Below are 19585 nucleotides of genomic sequence, written 5' to 3' on the forward strand. Positions count from 1 at the left end.
CAAACTTTATTAAATCTTAAGCACGAAATTCTCTTTCCTTAATCAGTTTGTTATATTCGCTTAATATAGCATTCCAAATCACTGACTGCTCGAATCGATCTTCAATCATCGGTCGTGCATTCATTTTTAATGTCTGATAATAATCTTTGTCTAAGATCATTTTCTCCATTTCTTCTCTAAGACTTTCACTGTCTTTTACAGGAACAATTACTCCATTCTCGTTTTCTACAATAATTTCATTGCATCCATTGATATCAGAAACTATACTCGGCAGTTCCATTGCTCCAGCCTGCATCACCACATTAGGGAAGCCCTCGCGATAGCTTGGAAAAACCAATGCATCAGAAATTGCAAAATAAGGACGAACGTCTTTCTGAAAACCTACAGAGACAATATCCGGGTTGTTTTCTATTTCGTTTAATGTTTCCGGATATAATGGATCAAGCTCCTGTTCCAAAGGACCTACCAATAATAATTTTGAATGCTGCTGATTTTCTTGTTTATTTAAAACAGAAAATGCTTTTATCAGTTCATTAATTCCCTTGTCTCCCACTAAGCGCCCTACAAATACAAAAACAAAATCTGTATCTTTTATTTTCAATTGTTCTTTGAGGAGAGTTTTCTGATCTTCTGAAACTTGTTCAGGTGAAAAAAATGAAGTATCAATTCCGTTTGATGAACCATTTCCGATTACTTTAAGCTTGTACTTGTTTGTATATTTGTTCTCAATAATATAATCAGACAGTCCTTTTGAATTTGGGTACACCTGGGTTGCAGAAGCATAGGTTAATTTTTCAACAATATCTAAAACCTGACGTTTCATGCCTGTTACCTCCATCAATGGTAAACCCGCTACTGTATGCAGCCGATGAGGAACTCCTGCCATTCTTGCTGCCAACATACCTACAATACCAGCTTTAGGGGTATGGGTATGAACAATTTGTGGTTTCTCCTTTCTTAAAAATCGATAAGTACTCCATAAAGATTTGATATCTTTAAGAGGAGTAATCTTACGAGACATATCAATCGCTATTACGTCTATTTCTTCATCTTTTTTCACTTCATCCAGCTCCTTACCTGGTGATGAAACGCCTATTACATCAAAATGTTCTGACATAAACCGATGCTGCCCTTTCAGTAGAATCTTTAAAGAAAGCGGCACTGTTGTAATCCGTATCAATTTAGTTTTCAACTTCTTTCATTTTTTTTATTATTATTTCTATAAAACCTAGAACTAATTAATAAATTCTTCATAAATCTATTTTGTGTTGTTGTTTTTACTCATTTATTGCAAATTCACTAATTGGTGATTTTAAAAAAGACAATATAATTTTTATGAACCACAACTAATCCAAAACTTATTTCAAACAGAACTTAGTTTTGGATTAATATTGCATCATTACTGTCCCGAAAATCATTAATTTCCCGGTTTGCATACGTGTTTTTTGAGATTTGACAGCTTTTTGCAGCGAAGATAAATGTGCATCATATCACACCTTCGCCAGCTATTTTTTGGTAATTGAATACCTTGAATATCATCTATTTTACATTAGATGATTTGATTGTTTACAGAATATTTCAGTTTTTCAAGTTTCATAAGCAATTTCATTATATTTTTAATATTTCAGGAATACTAAAAAATTTCTATTTCAATTTTTAAGTTTTTTAAGCAATAGTATCATAGCAAAAATCTTTCCATTATCACTTTTTTGGAAAAAATTAATATTAACAATAAAATAAATATATTTTATATGCTTTATTTTAAAGCAAAATTAATTATTGATTGTATTTTATTTTTTGCTGTGAAAATTTTTGTAAATCAGTTACAATCCCCTTATTATCTTTATTATCAGATTTAAAATCATTTACCTTCAAATTAATATTATCCAAAGAAGAATTATTGTATAAATACCTAAAAGGTTTCACATTGTACTTTAAATCAATATTATTAAGCATAATATTCCCATTTAAAGATTTTTTTGTTTGTGATTTTCGATTGGAATAAGACATGCCATTTGTAGAATATAAATCTTTATAATCGTCAACTAAAATCTGGACATTGTTGGATTGCATATCACCCTTCAAATTATCTAAATAAAAGGATAATCCGTTCAATTTATTATTAAATGTTAGGATTGATTTTAATGTAACATTTAGTGTCTTATTCTGTTGAGTATTAGGTTCAAGATCAATCCCTGTTTGAGGGTTTGCCCCGTTCGAGTTAGAAATCACTAAATTTTGTAATAATATATTATCGCCACCTATAATTGAAATTCCATTTCTTCTATTATTATCAATAAGACCTCCAATAACATTTATATTAGTTGAAAAGTTCTTACCTCCTACATAAATCCCATCACCCCAACAATTTTTAATAACAGCATTATATATTTTAACATCAACGGCATCATTGATGCTGATACCCATTCCCCATTCTCCTTTTGTTCCTAAATGTTCATTTCTATCACCTATAATTTTTGCATTATATATACTTACATTTTTTTTATTATTAATACTTATAATTGCATATCCCCCTTTGTCAGTCGGCTTTAACTTAATTTGAGAATTACTGTCAAACAACAAAACTGAATTGTTGTTAAGTTTTATCCCTTTATCATTTACTAAAAGAGGAAAATTTGGTAATAATACAATTGCATTTTCATCTATTGCTTTCTGCAGATATATAGTGTAATCTTCAGAACCATCCTTCTTGTAATTTGGAGGAAGAATATCAACAACTTTAAAAGCTTTATTTTTAAGAAGATTTACTGATGAAGAAATATCCATTGTTTTTACAAAGGAATCCGGTACTTCTCTATATGTGAATTTGTCCTGAGCACAAGATAAATTCATTGAAAATAGAAAGACTATATAAAAAAATAATTTGATTGTTTTTATCATAATTTATATATTTTTCTGTATTGATTTGCAATTTCTTTAATAGAAAAAATATTTGACCTTGTATAACAATTTTCTGATACTTCTTTATAAAAAGCCTCATCCTTATTTAACTTGTTAACTACTTCTGCTAAACATTTTTCTTTACCTTTATCAAATAATATTCCATATTCTGCAACAACTTCTGAAAGCCCTGGTACATTTGAGGCAACTACAGGTTTTTTACAAGCCATACCTTCTACTGCTACAATACCAAAACCTTCATAATGTGATGATACAACGACTACATCACTCATTTTGATGAGTTCAGCGATATTAGCCTGGTTACCTAAAAAAAAGGCCCTATTTTCCAACCCATTATTTTTAACAAGTTCTTTGCAGTTTTCTAGCTCTGGTCCTTCTCCTACGAAAATTGCTTTTACATGAGACGGCAACAATGTAAGTGCTCTGATTAAGGTAGGCTGATCTTTTGCAGCTCTAAAACTTGCTACCTGTATTACTAAGAAATCTTTGTCAGATAAATTATATGCAGTCCGGGAATAAGCTTCTGAATTATAAAATCTACCCAGATTGACTCCATTATTTATGACCTTCATCCTTTTCTTAAATTCAGATCCTAAATGCTGAATAAGATTTTTTTCTGTGGAATCTGAAATACAGATAATAGAATTTAATTTGGAGTAAATAAATTTTTCTATTCTTTTAAAATACCATTTAGATCTTCTGTTATTTTCGGTACTATGTTCAGTAAATACTACTTTTTGTTTTCCAGAAAAGAAAAGCTTGTACAGTACTCCCCAATATAGTGTAGGAAATAAATGCAAATGAATAACATCCGCATCTGCTGCTATTCTACTTATAAAAAAGGGTATCCGGATGTCATATAGACTTTTTGAAGGAATTACTTCAATTTTTATTTTTCCATTATTTTCTACTTCTTTTTTTAGAGAGGTATCAATATCATCTAATAATAACAAGTGTATTTCGTCTGAACCTCCTTCAGATAATTCAGTACAAAGATCAACTACTAATCTTTCAGCACCACCAAATCTTAAACTATTTATTATATGATAAATTTTCATTTTCAATTCTAGTTTTATATAATGCCAACCAATAAAAAATGAATATTATCCAGTTAATATCTAAAAGGCCCTTAAAATTTCCGATTATTAATAAAACAGTTAATGCCCAAAGTAAAAGTTTAAAGCTTTTATCATGCTTGAATCTCTTTAAATTATATCTTAGAATATAAAAATGTAATGAAAAGTAAATTACTATACCAAAAACTCCATAATAGTATACAAGTCTGGAATAACCGATATCCGTATGCATATAAAAAGATCCGTTTTCATAATAGAACTGACCATCCCCTATTAATATACTTTTAAGTTCAGAAGGGAATATCAACATCGCTTTTACTCCTTCTGTAGAATCTGTTTTTAATTCTCCAGAAGAAAATAAGTTTATAAATACTTCAAAAGAGTGCCGAAAAGAATTCGAAGCCATTAAGCTATCTAAATTTGTCAATAAATAGCTAAAAGCAATTACTCCAAACACAGTTGAGTAAATAAAAATTTTAGGTAAATTATTATAATTCTTTTTTAGAATATAACTAATAACCAAATATGCTAAAGATAAAAAGATTCCCAAGAAAGCTACTCTTGCAATATAAATTCCAGTAATGCAAATAAAAATATATAATAATATCCATAATAATTTACCTTTTTTTATAGAATCAATTATATATGCTGCTATTAGCATTCCAATGGATGAGATAATACCACCCGAGAAAAATGTTCCAGCACCAATTCCGATAAATCTTGTACCAAATTTCACAGCATTTCCTAATGCATATTCAAATTTATCTCCAGTAGATTGTATCGAAGTAACAAACTCTAACAGGCTAGGATTTAAAAACATCAATAGTGCCAAAAAATTGTGCAAAAAGATTGCTAAAACAATTAATTTTAATGCGTAAAGCCTATCCATATTTACTCGGATTACCATATAATAAGCACCAAATAAATAAAGAATATTCTGTATAGTATTTCCAATAAAACGTGGGTCAAAATAGCTATTAACAACAGTTGTAAGTACTATTAGTAATATTGAGGCGAAACATAAAAGGATTATATGACTAAAAGATTTAGGAATTGCTATTTTGGTCTGACTCAAAAAAAAAGCAAGACCAAGAAGACCAAGAAGCACTCTCGTTCTAAGGATAGACGGCAAAAAAACAAATGATACATTATATACAAAAAGGAAGTATATAAAAACATTCATACTATGTCTAATAATATTATTAGCTTCTAATCTTTTCATTTATCAATTCATATATTCCAAAAAAAGTCAATCTATTAAATGCTAACTTCATTAACTGAGCAAATGGTAACCTTTTTAAGTTAAATAATAAAATTTTAAGATATCTTTTACCTAAAACAAAATTAACATTGAATTTATTATTCGGATAATTTGATTTCAGGTTTAAAGACAGTTTCTTAAAGAAGGAAAGAATAAAATCTACAGAAAAGTCTTCAAAACTGATATTTCTAATCTTATCGGATAAAGACAGAATATAAATAAAATCTAATTCTTTTTGATCTAAAACAATATTCTGCTGCTGTAAAGCCAGTTGCTGGATGTTAGATATTGTTCTCTTTCTCTGTTCTATCTGGCTGGTTCCAACATTGGTTTGACTATTGGGTGTATCTCTATAATACAACAAAGGCATTCTAAAGTTATATCCTTTACCATATTGCAAAATTTTAATCCACAATTGATAGTCTTCAGCATATTTATAATCCTTTTCAAAAAAAAGATTATTGTCTTTAATTATACCAGCCCTGAACATCACTGCCGGATGGGTAAAAGGAGTACTGAAAATTGAATGTATCCTAATGGATGTATCATCAACCGGAAGTACACTAAGATGAAAATGAGAAATAGAATGGGCAAATTCCTTTCTGGATGAACTGCAGATAATATATTCGGGATTCTTCTCCATGAAATCTATCTGCATTTGAAAACGGGATGAATCACATATATCATCAGCATCCATTCTGGCAATATATTCACCTTTTGATAATAAGATCCCTTTATTCAAGGTTTCTATTAATCCTAAATTCTTTTCATTTTCAATGTATGTTATCCTTTCATCATTATAGCTTAATATGATTTCTTTTGTAAAATCTATGGAACCATCATTAATAACCAACAACTCAAAGTCTTTGAAACTTTGTGCAAGGATACTGTCTACCGCTGTTCTAAGATACTGTTCAGCATTATATGCAGGTAAAATTACCGAAATTTTAGGACTCATTCTTTACATAAAGTTTAACATTATTAAAATTCTTCAGCCATGCATCGTAAAAATTTTTACTTTTCCCATAAACATTATCCAGGATAACAACCTCTTTATCCAATAAGATACTAAGGATTAACCCATGCAAACGGGTGGTATATACTTTATTGTATTGATTGATAAACTCCTTTCCACGGTTGATATGCAGATCCATTCCATTCTTCTTTTTGAACCCATAGGCGTTATCAATGATTAAAGAAGAGGCAGGCAGATACTTGATGACTTTTGAAAGCTTACCGTCCAGAGCTTCTACATAATTGGTAATGGTATTCATTTTCTTTGAGGAAGAATTATACGTAGGCCAATCTTTTATATCATATTCACCTTCAATAACATTCTGAAAAGAATCTTTAATTGCTTCTGCATCAGTTCTGTTCAGATATAAGTTCTTTCTTGTTTCAGGAGAACTGGTTTTAATATCAGCATCAAAATCTAAAAAGAAAGCCATATCCGGTGCTAATTTTAATCTTTCTTCATTAAAATTAGCTTTTAAAGTATCATATGAAGGCTGATCTCTTACCAATACATAAAGATCACGATGAGCGTTGAAAACAGCAAAATCTCTTTTTAAATTTTCTCCGTTATTGTAATGTACCGTTTGAGGCAGAACAACAATCCTGTTATTAGGGAAATTTTCAATAATGTATCTTTTAAAACTTTGACTTGATTCATATATATCACCAAAGTTTCCTCCTCCATGCAACAGAATAACAGTCTTTTCAGATTTTATATCACTTTTTTTGAAAGTATATCTGTTGTACTGCCCAATACACTTATGGGATAATGTTTTAAAAAACTCTAATTCTCCTTTCCAAATTAAAGAATCTCCAATATTTCTATGATTAGGTATATCCAATAGAATAAAATCATTATCAATGAGAGGAGTAAGCTGAGCAGATATTATATTTTTTAATTGTCTTATATTTTCTTTATTGGAATTCATATTTATTTTTTTAGAGAATTTAATTTATTAAAGACTTTCTTAAAAATATCTTTATTAAAATAACCGAACAAGCACAACGATAATACCGTTAATGATATTGAAATTAAATGGCTGCTGTTTACGTATAGCAATATAATTATACTAAAAACTACCAACAGCTGTATGATGAAAGACTTAATATCTATATCTAATTTTAAAATCTCAGCAGTCTGTCTATATCTTATAACAAACATGACAAAGAAGCTTACAAATGTTCCTAAAGCAGGTGCATACAGGCCAATATACTTAATAAAAGCCATAGAAATAAATACATTCACCAACGCCCCTATCATACTTGTAATAAAAATTCCTTTCGTTGATTTGGTTTTTAAATAAATAGCACCTAAAAAGCCGGAAATCGACGAAAAGCAAGATCCTATATACAGAAGAGTAGCATATTTCCAGGATTCATAAAATTTTGAATCAAATAAAACTTCCGTAATTAATGGAGTTGCAGCTATTAAAATAGTTGATAAGCCAATATTTACAGCGATATATTTATTAAACAGCTTTGAGAAAAAAGGATTATTAGGATCATTTCCGGAGATTGCCATATCCTGCCAGGCCAGCATAAAGACGGTATTAAAAATCGTCAGAATAGCGGGAAGTCTTGCAGAAACAGCATAAATACCATTATCCTCTATTGTCAAAAATTTTAAAATAATATATCTGTCTGAAGCATTGATTACCCACCAGCTTATGGAGTTCAATATTAATGGAAGTGAATAAAATAGGATCTGCTTTTGTAATGGATAGTTGATTTTTATACTAACATATTTTTTAAACAGAAAGCTTACTTTGAACAACATCAATAAAATTGCAATAAAATTACTGATAAAAAGGGCATAAAATATCCCTTGTACCTTATCATGAAATATATCGGTTAGTAAGAAAAGTAAACTAAAAGAAAATATAAAAAAACTATTTATAATTCCTATAAATGAATAGAATCTCGTTAACCCTAGCCCTCTTAATATTTGTTGAAAAAAGGGCAATAAACATGAACTTATAATCAATAGGGATAATTCTTTCTGGTAAGGAATATGATAAAAAATTCCAGCCAGATAAAGCAATAGTTCAAAACTGATAAAGGAAATCAATAATAAAATACTACACTGCTTAAATATATTATCAATATAATTTTCTTTCTCGTTTTCTTTATCCAGAAACCATCGATAAATGGCCTCATTCATCTGCAAAGAGACAAAAGGAACTAATAAATTGACACTTGTTAACACTAAGTCATATTCTCCTAATTCTTTTCTGGAAAGATAGTAGGAATAAATAGGAATTAATAGAAAAGATAAAATCTTAGATCCAAAATTACCAACTGTATATATTAATGTACTTTTTAGTAAAGTATTGCTATTCATTATTATAGTAATAAATATTTATTTCAGTTTCATATTTATTTATAATCTTGAATCACTTTCTTCTAAGATTCCTTTTACGTCATAAATTATTCCATTTTCTTTTAAATGATTTTTTAAATCCAGATCATTGAATTGTTTATGTGCAACGGTAAGTATAATAGCATCATATTTTTCCTGTGGAATTTCATTCACGACCTCTAATCCATATTCGTGTTTTACTTCATCAGGATTAGCCCACGGGTCAAAAGTAGTTACCTGTAAAGCATAGTCTTCAAGTCCATGAATCACATCTACTGCTTTCGTATTACGAACATCCGGGCAATTTTCCTTGAAAGTTATTCCTAAATTCAAAACTGTAGCACCATTAATCGTCACCTTGTTTTTAATCATGGTTTTCAATAACTGAGAAGCTACATACTGTCCCATGGAATCGTTAAGACGGCGTCCTGCTAATATAATTTCAGGATGATACCCTTTTTCCTGAGCTTTCTGAGCCAAATAATAAGGATCTACACCAATACAGTGTCCTCCTACCAACCCTGGTTTGAAAGGTAAAAAGTTCCATTTGGTTCCTGCAGCTTCCAATACTGCATGAGTATCAATATCTAAAAGATTGAATATTTTCGCCAATTCATTTACAAAGGCAATATTAATATCTCTTTGTGAATTTTCAATTACTTTGGCAGCTTCTGCAACTTTGATTGTTGGAGCCAAATGAGTCCCCGCAACGATAACAGACTGATATAAATTATTTACTATTTCCCCGATTTCAGGTGTTGAACCTGAGGTAACTTTTAAGATCTTTTCAACAGTATGTTCCTTATCACCAGGATTAATACGTTCAGGAGAATATCCAGCAAAGAAGTCTTTATTAAAGACCATTCCCGAAACTTTTTCCAGCACAGGGATACATTCTTCTTCGGTAGCTCCGGGATATACCGTAGATTCATAAATCACTATATCACCTGCTGATAATACTTTTCCTACAGTCTCTGAGGCTTTATACAGCGGAGTAAGGTCAGGTCTGTTATGTTGGTCCACCGGAGTTGGGACAGTAATAACGTAAATGTCCGCATCCTGAATATCCTTGATCTCAGCTGAACAATATAATCCTTTTTCAGTTCCCTGATTAAAAGGATTATTCTTAATTAATACAGATTCCAATACTTCATTTTCCACTTCCAAAGTACTGTCTACCCCTGTGTTCAATTCTGCAATCCTTTTCTGATTGATATCAAAACCTACAACCGGATATTGAGTGGCAAACAAACGAGCTAAAGGCAATCCTACGTATCCTAGCCCTATAATAGCAATTTTATGTTCTTTCTTCATAAAGATTCAATTAAAAAATGTTTACTTTAAATTTGTCCAATACCAGTTGATTGCTTCTTTTAAGCCTTTATCTATATTATGGCTAGGTTTATATCCTAACAATTTTTCTGCTTTTTCAACCGATGCCAATGAGTGCGGAATATCTCCTACACGATTCGGACCATGGACAGCATCAATGTTGGCAATCTCACCATCAAATTCGCTCAGATATTTTTTGAGATATCCAATCAGATCATTCAATGTTGTACGATCACCCACTGCCGTATTATAAACTGTATTCACAGCATCCGGATTTTCAGTAAGCATGGCCAGCTCATTCATCTGAATAACGTTGTCAATGTATGTAAAATCACGGGAAAAATCACCTGTACCATTAATTTTCGGTGATTCATGGTTGATTAATTGTTTTATGAATAAAGGAATCACAGCAGCATAAGCTCCGTTAGGATCCTGTCTTCTTCCAAATACATTAAAATATCTCAAGCCAATACACTCCAACCCATAAGTCTTTCCAAATACATCTGCATATAATTCATTCACATATTTGGTAATGGCATACGGTGATAACGGTCTTCCGATAACATCTTCCACTTTAGGTAATGATGTAGAATCACCATAGGTAGATGAGGAAGCAGCATATACAAAACGTTTTACTTTGGCATCGCGTGCAGCAGTCAGCATATTTAAAAATCCTGAAACATTCACATCGTTACTTGTAATAGGATCCTTAATAGATCTGGGAACTGAACCAAGTGCAGCCTGATGCAGAATATAATCTACATTTTCCACTGCTTTCTGACAAACTTCCAAATCACGGATATCTCCTTCGATAAGCTGATAGTTTGGATTTTCAAGAAAAGGTTCAATATTATGACGGTGTCCTGTTGCAAAATTGTCCAAGCACGCTACATAATACCCTTTATTTAAAAAATACTCTGTTAAGTTAGAACCGATAAAACCCGCTCCACCTGTAATTAAAATTTTATTCATTTTTATGATTTGAAAATTTTGCTCCACCAACTTTTTTTATCATTTGTTTGACTGTAGCCATATCCATAACTATAGTTGTATCCGTAACCTCCTGCACGTTTAGAAACATCATTAATAACAAAAGATACATTCTTCAACTTAGAGTCTCTCACCAGATCATTAGCAAAATCGATCAAAATATTTCTTGATACTCCAGATCTTACAACATATAATGTTGCATCTGCCGTGTCAACAATGCTAAGAGTATCTGAAACCAGCATAAGTGGTGCAGAGTCTATAATGATATAAGCATATTGAGATGACATCTCCTCAATAAGTTTTTGATATCTTCCGTTAGAAAGCAGCTCCTGAGGGTTAGGAGGAATTGCTCCGGCATAAATGACATCACATGATGGATTGGTAGTAGATGTATGGATAAGTTCTTCAACATTTACAGAATTATCATATAAATATTCTGTAAGACCTTTTCTTTTGGTTGGCTCACTGTCATATCGCTGGATCTGTGGGTTACGGATATCAGAACCTATCAGAAGTGCTCTTGAATTTTTATTCGCAATGGTAAGCGCAAGATTCACAGAAACCAGGGTTTTCCCTTCTCCTTTTACCGAGGAAGTTACCATAACCACCTTAGCTGTATCTTTTACCGGCAATACAAATTTCAAATTGGAAACAAGTACCCTGAAGGCTTCAGCCAACTCGGAAAAGTCGTTTTTCTGTATCAAATGGTTTTCATTATCCTTAAGAGAAGGAATATCTACCAATACACCCAATTCTGAACGTTCTTTAATATCATCTCTGGTATAAATCTTATCATCCAGCATGAAAAGGAAATATAAAACTGCAAAAGGAAATAATATACCAAGTAATAAGGCTCCTAAAAGGATAATATCTTTTTTAGGGGATACAGGAATATCCTCTGTAAATGCAGGGTTTACAATTTTAGCTTTCGGTACATTTACTGATAAATTGATTGCATTTTCTTCTCTTTTTTGAAGGAGAAATAAAAATAACTGTTCTTTAAGATTTTGCTGACGCTCAATTCCTCTATAGACTTTAGACTGTCCGGGAACTTTTTCAATCATACTGTTGTTAGTATTGATCTGGTTCTGTAGCTGAGAAATACCTGTCTGCACTGTTTGCTTCTGCTCACGGATATTATCACGGATTACATCCTTTAAAGAAGCAATTTCCCTGTTCATTTCGATAATAGCAGGGTTTTCATTGGTAGCTTGTTTAAGGGTTTTATTTCTACTGATAATCAATGAATTATACTGAGATATTGTTTGTTCAAGAGAAGGATTCAACCCAAGATTGGATGGCATAAGCTGGTTATTACCTTTTAAAGCTTCTCCTGAAAGTGAATTCAGAAGATCCAGCTGAGCCTGCTGCTGAAGGAGAACTTTAGTATTATCACTTGTATTCTGTAATGCCAGTTCTGCCTGTGCCTGAATGTCTACAATACGATTACGGTTCTCAAAATCTTCTTTTTGATTTTCTACCCCTGAAAGGTCTTTGGTAATTACTTCCAGTCTTTTATCAATGAATTCCTGAGTATTCTGAGCTTGTAAATTTTTATCTTTCTGACCATCCAGATTATATTGCTTAGTCACCTCGTTAAGAATAGCCTCCGATTTCTCAGGAAGAGATCCTATCAGATTTATCTCCATTAACATGGCTTTTTCATCTGGTAAATTTATTACAACCTTTTTTTCTAATTTTTTTACTTTCTCAATAGGATTCCAAAAAACTATTTTATATTTTGATTTAAAAGGAACACCAGAATTTCTCTGAAACATTACTATTCCAAAATCTAAATTCAGAGGAGTATTGAATTTACCTTTAAAAGTTGCCTTTTTCTCATTCTGAAGCGTAAACTCATCACCTTTTAAGTCTATCATTGTATATTCTGAAAATTTAAAATTCTCATTGTTATTATATGATAGTACTTTTGCAACAACCGGGATTTTACTAAATAGTTGTGAATCTTTAATTTCTCCTGTATTGAAATATTCTACACTAAGATTAAGATTTTTCACAACCTCCATGAGGATAGGTCGTGAGGTGACAACAGCTCCCTCACTTTTCAATTCATCAGCATTACCTAGTCCCATACCAAGATTCTCCAGATCAGACAATGCCGAGGAAAGATTATTTTCTTTTTTATCAAACTTAAGAGTCGTTGTTGATTGATATTGAGGAACACTATATCTAAGATAGATATAAGCTCCAATAACAAAAACTAAAATAGAGGCAATAAACCATGGCCATTTATATAGGTATTGAGAGATAACTTTTTTTAGATTCAAACTATCTTCCTTTTCCTGAAATTCTATCTTCTGCATATTTTATCTTCGTGTTAAAGCAATAATAAGCGTACCCGCCGTTAATAATGCACCAATAATCTGGAATGTAAGAGCTCTGTTCGGATTTGAGTTAGCCTGAACCTGTTTATTCTTGTCCGGCTGTACATATAATATGTCATTTTGTTTCATATAATAGTACGGAGAACTTACAATATCAGATCTGGTAAGGTCAACATTTGCAATTTGATCAGTTCCATCATCACCCGTACGGATAAGCTTTACATTGGTACGATCTCCGAAATCTGTCATATCACCAGCAAGACCTAGCGCCTGAAAGATGTTAATCTTTTGAGAAACACTTTCTTTCTGACCCGGGTTTTTAACTTCACCCAAGATACTCACATTAAAATTTTTCAGAGTAATACTCACCATAGGATCTGTAAGATATCTTTTAAGTCGAGCCTCAAGGTCATTTTTCAGCTGTATCTGTGTCATTCCTTTCGCATATACATTTCCTATTACAGGGAAATATATGTTTCCTTCCTCATTTACCAAATACTCACTTGGTTGTGCATATTGATTTATTCCTGTATTTGAATTGCTCCCTACCTTATTTGTAGTATTAAGATTGAATGGCTTTACTGCAACTTCATCCAGTGCAGAAACAAGAATTAAAAGCACATCCCCTTCCTGAATATGTAAGCCCTGGAACTTTGCTTTTGCAACTTCCTCCTCCATATTATGTTTCGATATATATACCATATTTTGCTTCGGTCTACATGATAGTAAAGTAACCGACAACAGTAATATATATGCAATAATAGTTTTATTCATATGTTTTTGTTCTAAGTCTACTTGAGTTAACTTCAATTTATTTAAGATTCTATGATATTAGTTTTTACTTATGTAAAGTGTATTTTAACACCTATATTTAAATCAATTCTTTTTCTAGCAATTTTCATTCCGTTTGAAAAAAAATAACGAAAATTATTATTTTTCACTATTTTTTTCATTGATTTTATTTATATATTTTACTCATATACTTCATACTCAGATATTTTATCCAGAACTTCAAATTCCGAATTATTGCTTATAAATTCTGGCACAATGATTTTTAATATTTTCACGATTTGTAAACTGTCTTTATTCATTGCTGACAGAATAATCTGTTGACACAAAGTATCTATATCTTCAAATTCCATCAATGGATCCCTGGATATCATAATTTTTTCATGATGGGTAGGAATAGTTGTGGAATTATCAGTTAAAAGCTCTTCATATAATTTTTCACCAGGTCGTAAGCCTATAAAATCAATTTTAATATCTATACCCGGTGTATACCCTGATAATTTGATCATTCTTTCTGCCAAATCCAGAATTTTAACAGGTTTACCCATATCAAAAACATAAATTTCACCACCTTGTCCCATTGTTCCTGCTTGAAGTACCAGTTCGCAGGCTTCCGGAATAGTCATAAAATAACGAATAATATCAGGATGAGTAATTGTAACCGGACCTCCTTTTTCGATTTGTTTTTTAAAATGTGGTATTACAGAACCATTAGACCCTAGTACATTTCCAAAACGTGTGGTAATAAATTTTGTTGTGTTCCCAGGAGAATTTTGTAAAGACTGTACAAAGAGTTCAGCAGCTCTTTTAGAGGCTCCCATTACGTTGGTAGGATTTACAGCTTTATCTGTAGATACCATAACAAAACGGTTAACGTTATATCTTTTTGATAAAAGAGCTAAATTTTTAGTTCCTCCAATATTCACAAATATAGCTTCATGTGGATTATCTTCTATTAAAGGTACATGCTTGTATGCCGCAGCATGATAAACTATTGAAAACTGATGATTATCAAACAGCTTTTCAATCCTGGAATAGTTTGAAATATCCGCTAATACAAATTTAAACTTTTGATTTGGAAATTTCTCTAATAACTCCAGCTGTAGCTCATATAAAGGAGATTCAGCCTGATCAACTATAACAATAAGCGATGAATTCAATTGAGCAACCTGTCTTACAATTTCACTTCCTATAGACCCGGCGCCACCGGTTACCAAAATAGTTTTATTAACATGGTAACTTTTCACCTCCTCACCTTCTATTTTAATAGCCGGACGATTAAGCAAATCTTCAATCTTAAGCGGGCGAATACCCCTTACAACATCATCTTCTTTTATGATACTGGCTATAGGTGCTTTTAATACTTTCAATCCATTATCCAATGCGAGAGCCGTCCATTCTTCCATTTCCCGCTTTGTCATCATATCCTTGATCAAAACCGCATCAAACTGTTCTCTGAGAGTATCACTTTTAAGAAACTGCTTTTTATTATAAATTTTATGACCTAGCAGCATAGCTTTCTTAGAATCTGACCTGGCACTAAGAAATCCTGCCAGCTGGTATGGATGATTGGGATTATGAATAATAGCATTCGCTAATGAAATAGAAACATCTTCTACTCCTACAACTGCAACCCTTGCTTTAGTTGATATATCCTTAGGATTCGTAAGTATACCAAAAATTTGCTTGGTTATCATTCTGAAAAAGAACATCAGAAAAATAGAAATCAAGAAAAATAAAAAAAGAACGGGGTATAAAAAAACAGGCTTACCCAATGTCAGATCTGAGATAAAATTGAGTACTAACAATGCGATAAGAGTACTACCCGAAGACCACATAATTTTACAAAAATCAAAAAAACTAGAGTGTCTTATAATTCCTGCATATGTTTTGAACAGAAGTATAAAAAGAATATTAACAATAATGACTGAAAATATTTTTTCATTCTGATACTCAATAAAGTTAAGTTTTACCTCCAGACTTTTTAAGAACAAGTATGAAACTAAAACAGAAAAGAAAATAACTGAAATATCGATAAAAAAAACCAACCACCTGGGTATATACCTTAATTCCCTGATTTTAAAAATGTCCCCCATAATACAAATAGCCTAAAATATCATTTTCATTAATTCAACATTCAGTGGCTTTTATTATTGGGCGAAGGTAACAATTATTATTAATATTTTTAGTACCACATATTAATTTTTATTCAAAATATAAATTAACATATCGGAAACATTTTAAAACAAAATCCCTCAATTAAAACTATTAAAAGGCCAAAAAATCAGCTTGAATATGCGGATATTATTTCCACCTTCAACTGTTCTGCTTATTAATTTGTGTATTTTTTTGAAATACGATAAACAAAAAAAAATACTGTAAAACATATATTTTACAGTATTCTACTACTCTCCTATAGTAGTTGCGATCCGGACGGGACTCGAACCCGCGACCTCCGCCGTGACAGGGCGGCATTCTAACCAGCTGAACTACCGGATCAATTTTTTTAAAGTAAATTGAGAAAACTTCTGCGATCCGGACGGGACTCGAACCCGCGACCTCCGCCGTGACAGGGCGGCATTCTAACCAGCTGAACTACCGGATCAATTTTTTTAAAGTAAATTGAGAAAAACTTCTGCGATCCGGACGGGACTCGAACCCGCGACCTCCGCCGTGACAGGGCGGCATTCTAACCAGCTGAACTACCGGATCATTTTTTAAAGAACGTCGTTTCTTTTTCGTGGTTGCAAAATTACACCTTTTTTTGTTATCTGCAAATTATTTTAGAAAAAATGCCTCCCAATACTGGAAGGCATTCATTATCAAACTTATTTTTTTATAAGTGAGCGCTTAATTTTTCAGCGATTACCTCTTTTGGAGCTACACCTACTAATTTATCTACTACTTCTCCGTTCTTAAAAATAAGAACTGTAGGGATATTTCTGATACCATACTGCATAGAAATCTCCTGGTTGTTATCAACATCCACTTTCCCAACGATTGCTTTTCCTTCAAAATCTGATGCTACTTCTTCGATGATTGGTCCCAACGTTCTGCAAGGTCCGCACCATACTGCCCAGAAGTCTACTAATACCGGTTTGTCAGATTTTAAAACCGTATCCTGAAATGAGCTGTCTGTAATTTCTAAAGCCATTTTTGTTTCTTTTATTTTAATTAATATTATTTTCTTTTTAATCCTTTATCGGATGTTCAAAATTACGATTTTTAGAGCACAAGACTATCTATGCTCAACATTAGTTTTTTCTATAGTATAGTCGCTTGAAATTTCTTTCAAAGCATTTGCCAATGCGTCTATATCGGATTTTGTCGTTAAATGGCTGAAAGAGATGCGTAATGGTGTACAGTGATCCATTTCATCTTCAGAAAGCACCATCATCATCACCATTGAAGGTTTTGAAGCTCCTGATGAGCATGCGCTTCCCTGAGAGATTGCAATTCCTTTCATATCCAGCTGAAGTCCTATCAATGGATTTTTGTATGGAAGTAAGACACTTAAAACACTGTCAACACTATTCTCCATTTCCCCGCTTCTTCCATTAAATTTAATATTAGGAACCTCTGCAGATAATTTTTCAATAGCGTATTCTTTAATTTCTCTGATATGGGCAGCATAAGACTCCATATTGTTGATGCAAAGCTCTAAAGCCTTACCTAAACCTACGATACCGGCAACATTTTCAGTTCCTGCTCTTAGGCTTCTTTCCTGAGGTCCACCAGTGATGATCCCTTTCAAGCCCGTAGCTTTTCTAATAAAAGCAAAACCTACTCCTTTTGGACCGTGGAATTTATGAGCACTGCAAGAAGCAAAATCTACCAGAGTATCTGAGAAATCAAATTTCATGTGGGCCATTGTCTTCACAGTATCGGAATGGTAAAGAGCATTGTGCGCTTTACATATTGCTGCAATTTTTTTAATATCAACAATATTTCCGATTTCGTTATTGGCATGCATTAAGCTTACCAGTGTTTTTTTATCTGAAGCTTTTAACAGCTCTTCTAATTTTGTAAGGTCAATATCTCCTTTTTCATTCGGACGGATGTAGTTTACTTCTACTCCTTTTCTGCTTTTCATGTCCAGAATACTTTCGGAAACACATTTATGTTCCAGAGGAGAGCTGATGATTCTTTCCACTCCAAGGTGTTCTACCGAGGATTTGATGATCATATTGTTGGATTCGGTTCCACAGGAAGTGAAAATAATTTCTGCAGGAGTTACATGAAGATAGTCTGCAACCTGTCTTCTTACATTTTCAATAAGTATTTTTGCTTCCTGGCCAAAGCTGTGCGTTGAAGACGGGTTTCCGAAATTCATCTTCATAGTGCCTACCATTGCATCTATAACTTCATCTGCAAGCGGAGTGGTTGCGGCATTATCTAAATATACTTTATCCATTATTATTTTGAATATTTTAATTCTACGGAGGTAAATTGGTAATCTGTGGGAACAGTAAAAATAAACCATGGGCTGGAGATCACCTGAATTTCCATTCCACCAGAAGGTTCTCCGGCCGGAACTTCTACATAGAGAATCTGATTTTTCACAGATACTCCTTTAACTTCTTCAATTTTGTGACTTCCTGATCTGAAGGTTCCCAAATTGTATAAAACGACTTTCTTATTTTTCGGGAATTGAGGGTATTTGATATAAGATTCTTTTCCTAGATCTGCGATGCCAAAACTTCCTCTGATAATAGTACAAAATTCTTTTTCGTCTTCAATTATCTTAAAGCCAGATTGATCAGTTCCTCCCTGAGATTCAGAAACAAGGAGTTCCGCATTTCCCTGTACGGCAGAAGACTTCTGAGATGGTGCGCTAGCACAGCTCATGAAGATTACCACACATGCAATTAACAGGCTTTTCATTTTTTACAATTTTATCTCCCAAAATTAATGAAAAAATTGGTAATGTCCCTCATTTGCCCATTTCAACATTGGCCGATCTCCTGAAGTATCCCCAAATGCAATAATTTTATCGTACCTGGAATCGCTAATTTCTGCTTTAATTCTTACCAATTTTTCTTTCCCGTTGCAGTTTTTTCCCACAAAATTTCCTGTGAAAAGACCGTTCTTAAACTCAGCCCGCGTAGAAACAAGCTCCATTTTAAGTTCCTCAGCGAAAGGCTTTACCCAGATATCCAGAGAAGCCGTCACCAATAAACTCTGTGTATTATTCCTATCGATATTTTTTATAAAGTCTAAAGCATTTTCCCTCACAATTTTAGGATAATGAAGTTCAAAAAATTGTTTAGACTTCATTTCGATCTTTTCCTGAGTCTGTCCTTTTAAAATAGACCCGATAAAACTTTTCTTTACTTTTTCCGTTTCGGCCAGCTTCAGTTTCAACAGAATAAAGAGGGGTACATGTCTTAAAAATTGTATCCGGTATTTTGTAGAATCGTAGAATTTAAGATACATAAACATCGTATCCTTATAGGTCAAAGTTCCGTCAAAATCAAAACAATACAATTTTTTCATT

16 protein-coding genes and 3 tRNA genes are annotated in these 19585 nt (G+C 32.4%); all 19 read right to left on the reverse strand.

Going from position 1 to position 19585, the window contains the following annotated elements; all coding sequences use genetic code 11:
• Positions 1 to 16: 16 nt before the first annotated feature.
• A complete protein-coding gene (locus tag GFU89_RS20295; RefSeq protein WP_318848958.1) occupies positions 17 to 1117 on the reverse strand; it encodes a glycosyltransferase family 4 protein in 1101 nt (366 codons plus the stop codon).
• 659 nt (positions 1118 to 1776) lie between these two features.
• A complete protein-coding gene (locus GFU89_RS20300) occupies positions 1777 to 2901 on the reverse strand; it encodes a right-handed parallel beta-helix repeat-containing protein (protein ID WP_318848857.1) in 1125 nt (374 codons plus the stop codon).
• Positions 2898 to 3980 carry a glycosyltransferase gene (locus tag GFU89_RS20305; protein WP_318848858.1) on the reverse strand — a complete coding sequence of 361 codons (1083 nt, stop codon included), beginning with the start codon at positions 3978 to 3980 and terminating at the stop codon, positions 2898 to 2900. Before GFU89_RS20305 ends, GFU89_RS20300 begins: the two co-directional genes overlap by 4 nt.
• Complete coding sequence (locus tag GFU89_RS20310; protein ID WP_318848859.1) at positions 3955 to 5220, reverse strand: hypothetical protein; 1266 nt, start codon at positions 5218 to 5220, stop codon at positions 3955 to 3957. The genes GFU89_RS20305 and GFU89_RS20310 overlap by 26 nt, the downstream gene beginning before the upstream one ends.
• Positions 5201 to 6217: a glycosyltransferase family 2 protein gene (locus tag GFU89_RS20315; protein WP_318848860.1), complete on the reverse strand. Its 1017-nt coding sequence runs from the start codon at positions 6215 to 6217 to the stop codon at positions 5201 to 5203. Before GFU89_RS20315 ends, GFU89_RS20310 begins: the two co-directional genes overlap by 20 nt.
• Positions 6207 to 7202, reverse strand: coding sequence for a polysaccharide pyruvyl transferase family protein (locus GFU89_RS20320; protein WP_318848861.1), 996 nt, complete (start codon positions 7200 to 7202; stop codon positions 6207 to 6209). The genes GFU89_RS20315 and GFU89_RS20320 overlap by 11 nt, the downstream gene beginning before the upstream one ends.
• Before the next feature lie 2 nt (positions 7203 to 7204).
• A complete protein-coding gene (locus GFU89_RS20325; protein ID WP_318848862.1) occupies positions 7205 to 8614 on the reverse strand; it encodes a lipopolysaccharide biosynthesis protein in 1410 nt (469 codons plus the stop codon).
• 39 nt (positions 8615 to 8653) lie between these two features.
• A complete protein-coding gene (locus tag GFU89_RS20330) occupies positions 8654 to 9946 on the reverse strand; it encodes a nucleotide sugar dehydrogenase (RefSeq protein ID WP_318848863.1) in 1293 nt (430 codons plus the stop codon).
• Between the two features lie 21 nt (positions 9947 to 9967).
• Positions 9968 to 10936 (reverse strand): SDR family oxidoreductase, encoded by a 969-nt coding sequence (locus GFU89_RS20335; protein WP_318848864.1) that lies wholly within the window; start codon positions 10934 to 10936, stop codon positions 9968 to 9970.
• Positions 10937 to 10938: 2 nt separating this feature from the next.
• Positions 10939 to 13278: a polysaccharide biosynthesis tyrosine autokinase gene (locus GFU89_RS20340; RefSeq protein WP_318848865.1), complete on the reverse strand. Its 2340-nt coding sequence runs from the start codon at positions 13276 to 13278 to the stop codon at positions 10939 to 10941.
• A 3-nt stretch (positions 13279 to 13281) separates the two neighbouring features.
• Positions 13282 to 14001, reverse strand: coding sequence for a polysaccharide biosynthesis/export family protein (locus tag GFU89_RS20345; protein WP_318848866.1), 720 nt, complete (start codon positions 13999 to 14001; stop codon positions 13282 to 13284).
• Between the two features lie 269 nt (positions 14002 to 14270).
• Positions 14271 to 16184, reverse strand: a complete 1914-nt coding sequence (locus GFU89_RS20350) for a nucleoside-diphosphate sugar epimerase/dehydratase (RefSeq protein ID WP_318848867.1) — start codon at positions 16182 to 16184, stop codon at positions 14271 to 14273.
• A gap of 329 nt (positions 16185 to 16513) precedes the next feature.
• Positions 16514 to 16587, reverse strand: a tRNA-Asp gene (locus GFU89_RS20355).
• Between the two features lie 32 nt (positions 16588 to 16619).
• Positions 16620 to 16693 (reverse strand) — tRNA-Asp (locus GFU89_RS20360).
• Between the two features lie 33 nt (positions 16694 to 16726).
• A tRNA-Asp gene (locus GFU89_RS20365) sits at positions 16727 to 16800 on the reverse strand.
• A 124-nt stretch (positions 16801 to 16924) separates the two neighbouring features.
• Positions 16925 to 17242, reverse strand: coding sequence for a thioredoxin (gene trxA, locus GFU89_RS20370; RefSeq protein ID WP_047380983.1), 318 nt, complete (start codon positions 17240 to 17242; stop codon positions 16925 to 16927).
• A gap of 84 nt (positions 17243 to 17326) precedes the next feature.
• Entirely contained in the window at positions 17327 to 18502 is a 1176-nt protein-coding gene (locus tag GFU89_RS20375) for a cysteine desulfurase family protein (protein WP_318848868.1), read from the reverse strand.
• A gap of 2 nt (positions 18503 to 18504) precedes the next feature.
• Positions 18505 to 18972, reverse strand: coding sequence for a hypothetical protein (locus GFU89_RS20380; protein WP_318848869.1), 468 nt, complete (start codon positions 18970 to 18972; stop codon positions 18505 to 18507).
• A gap of 24 nt (positions 18973 to 18996) precedes the next feature.
• Entirely contained in the window at positions 18997 to 19584 is a 588-nt protein-coding gene (locus GFU89_RS20385) for an HAD family hydrolase (RefSeq protein WP_318848870.1), read from the reverse strand.
• Position 19585 lies beyond the last annotated feature (1 nt).

The organism is Chryseobacterium sp. JV558 (genome assembly GCF_033712365.1).
Classification (GTDB): Bacteria; Bacteroidota; Bacteroidia; order Flavobacteriales; family Weeksellaceae; genus Chryseobacterium.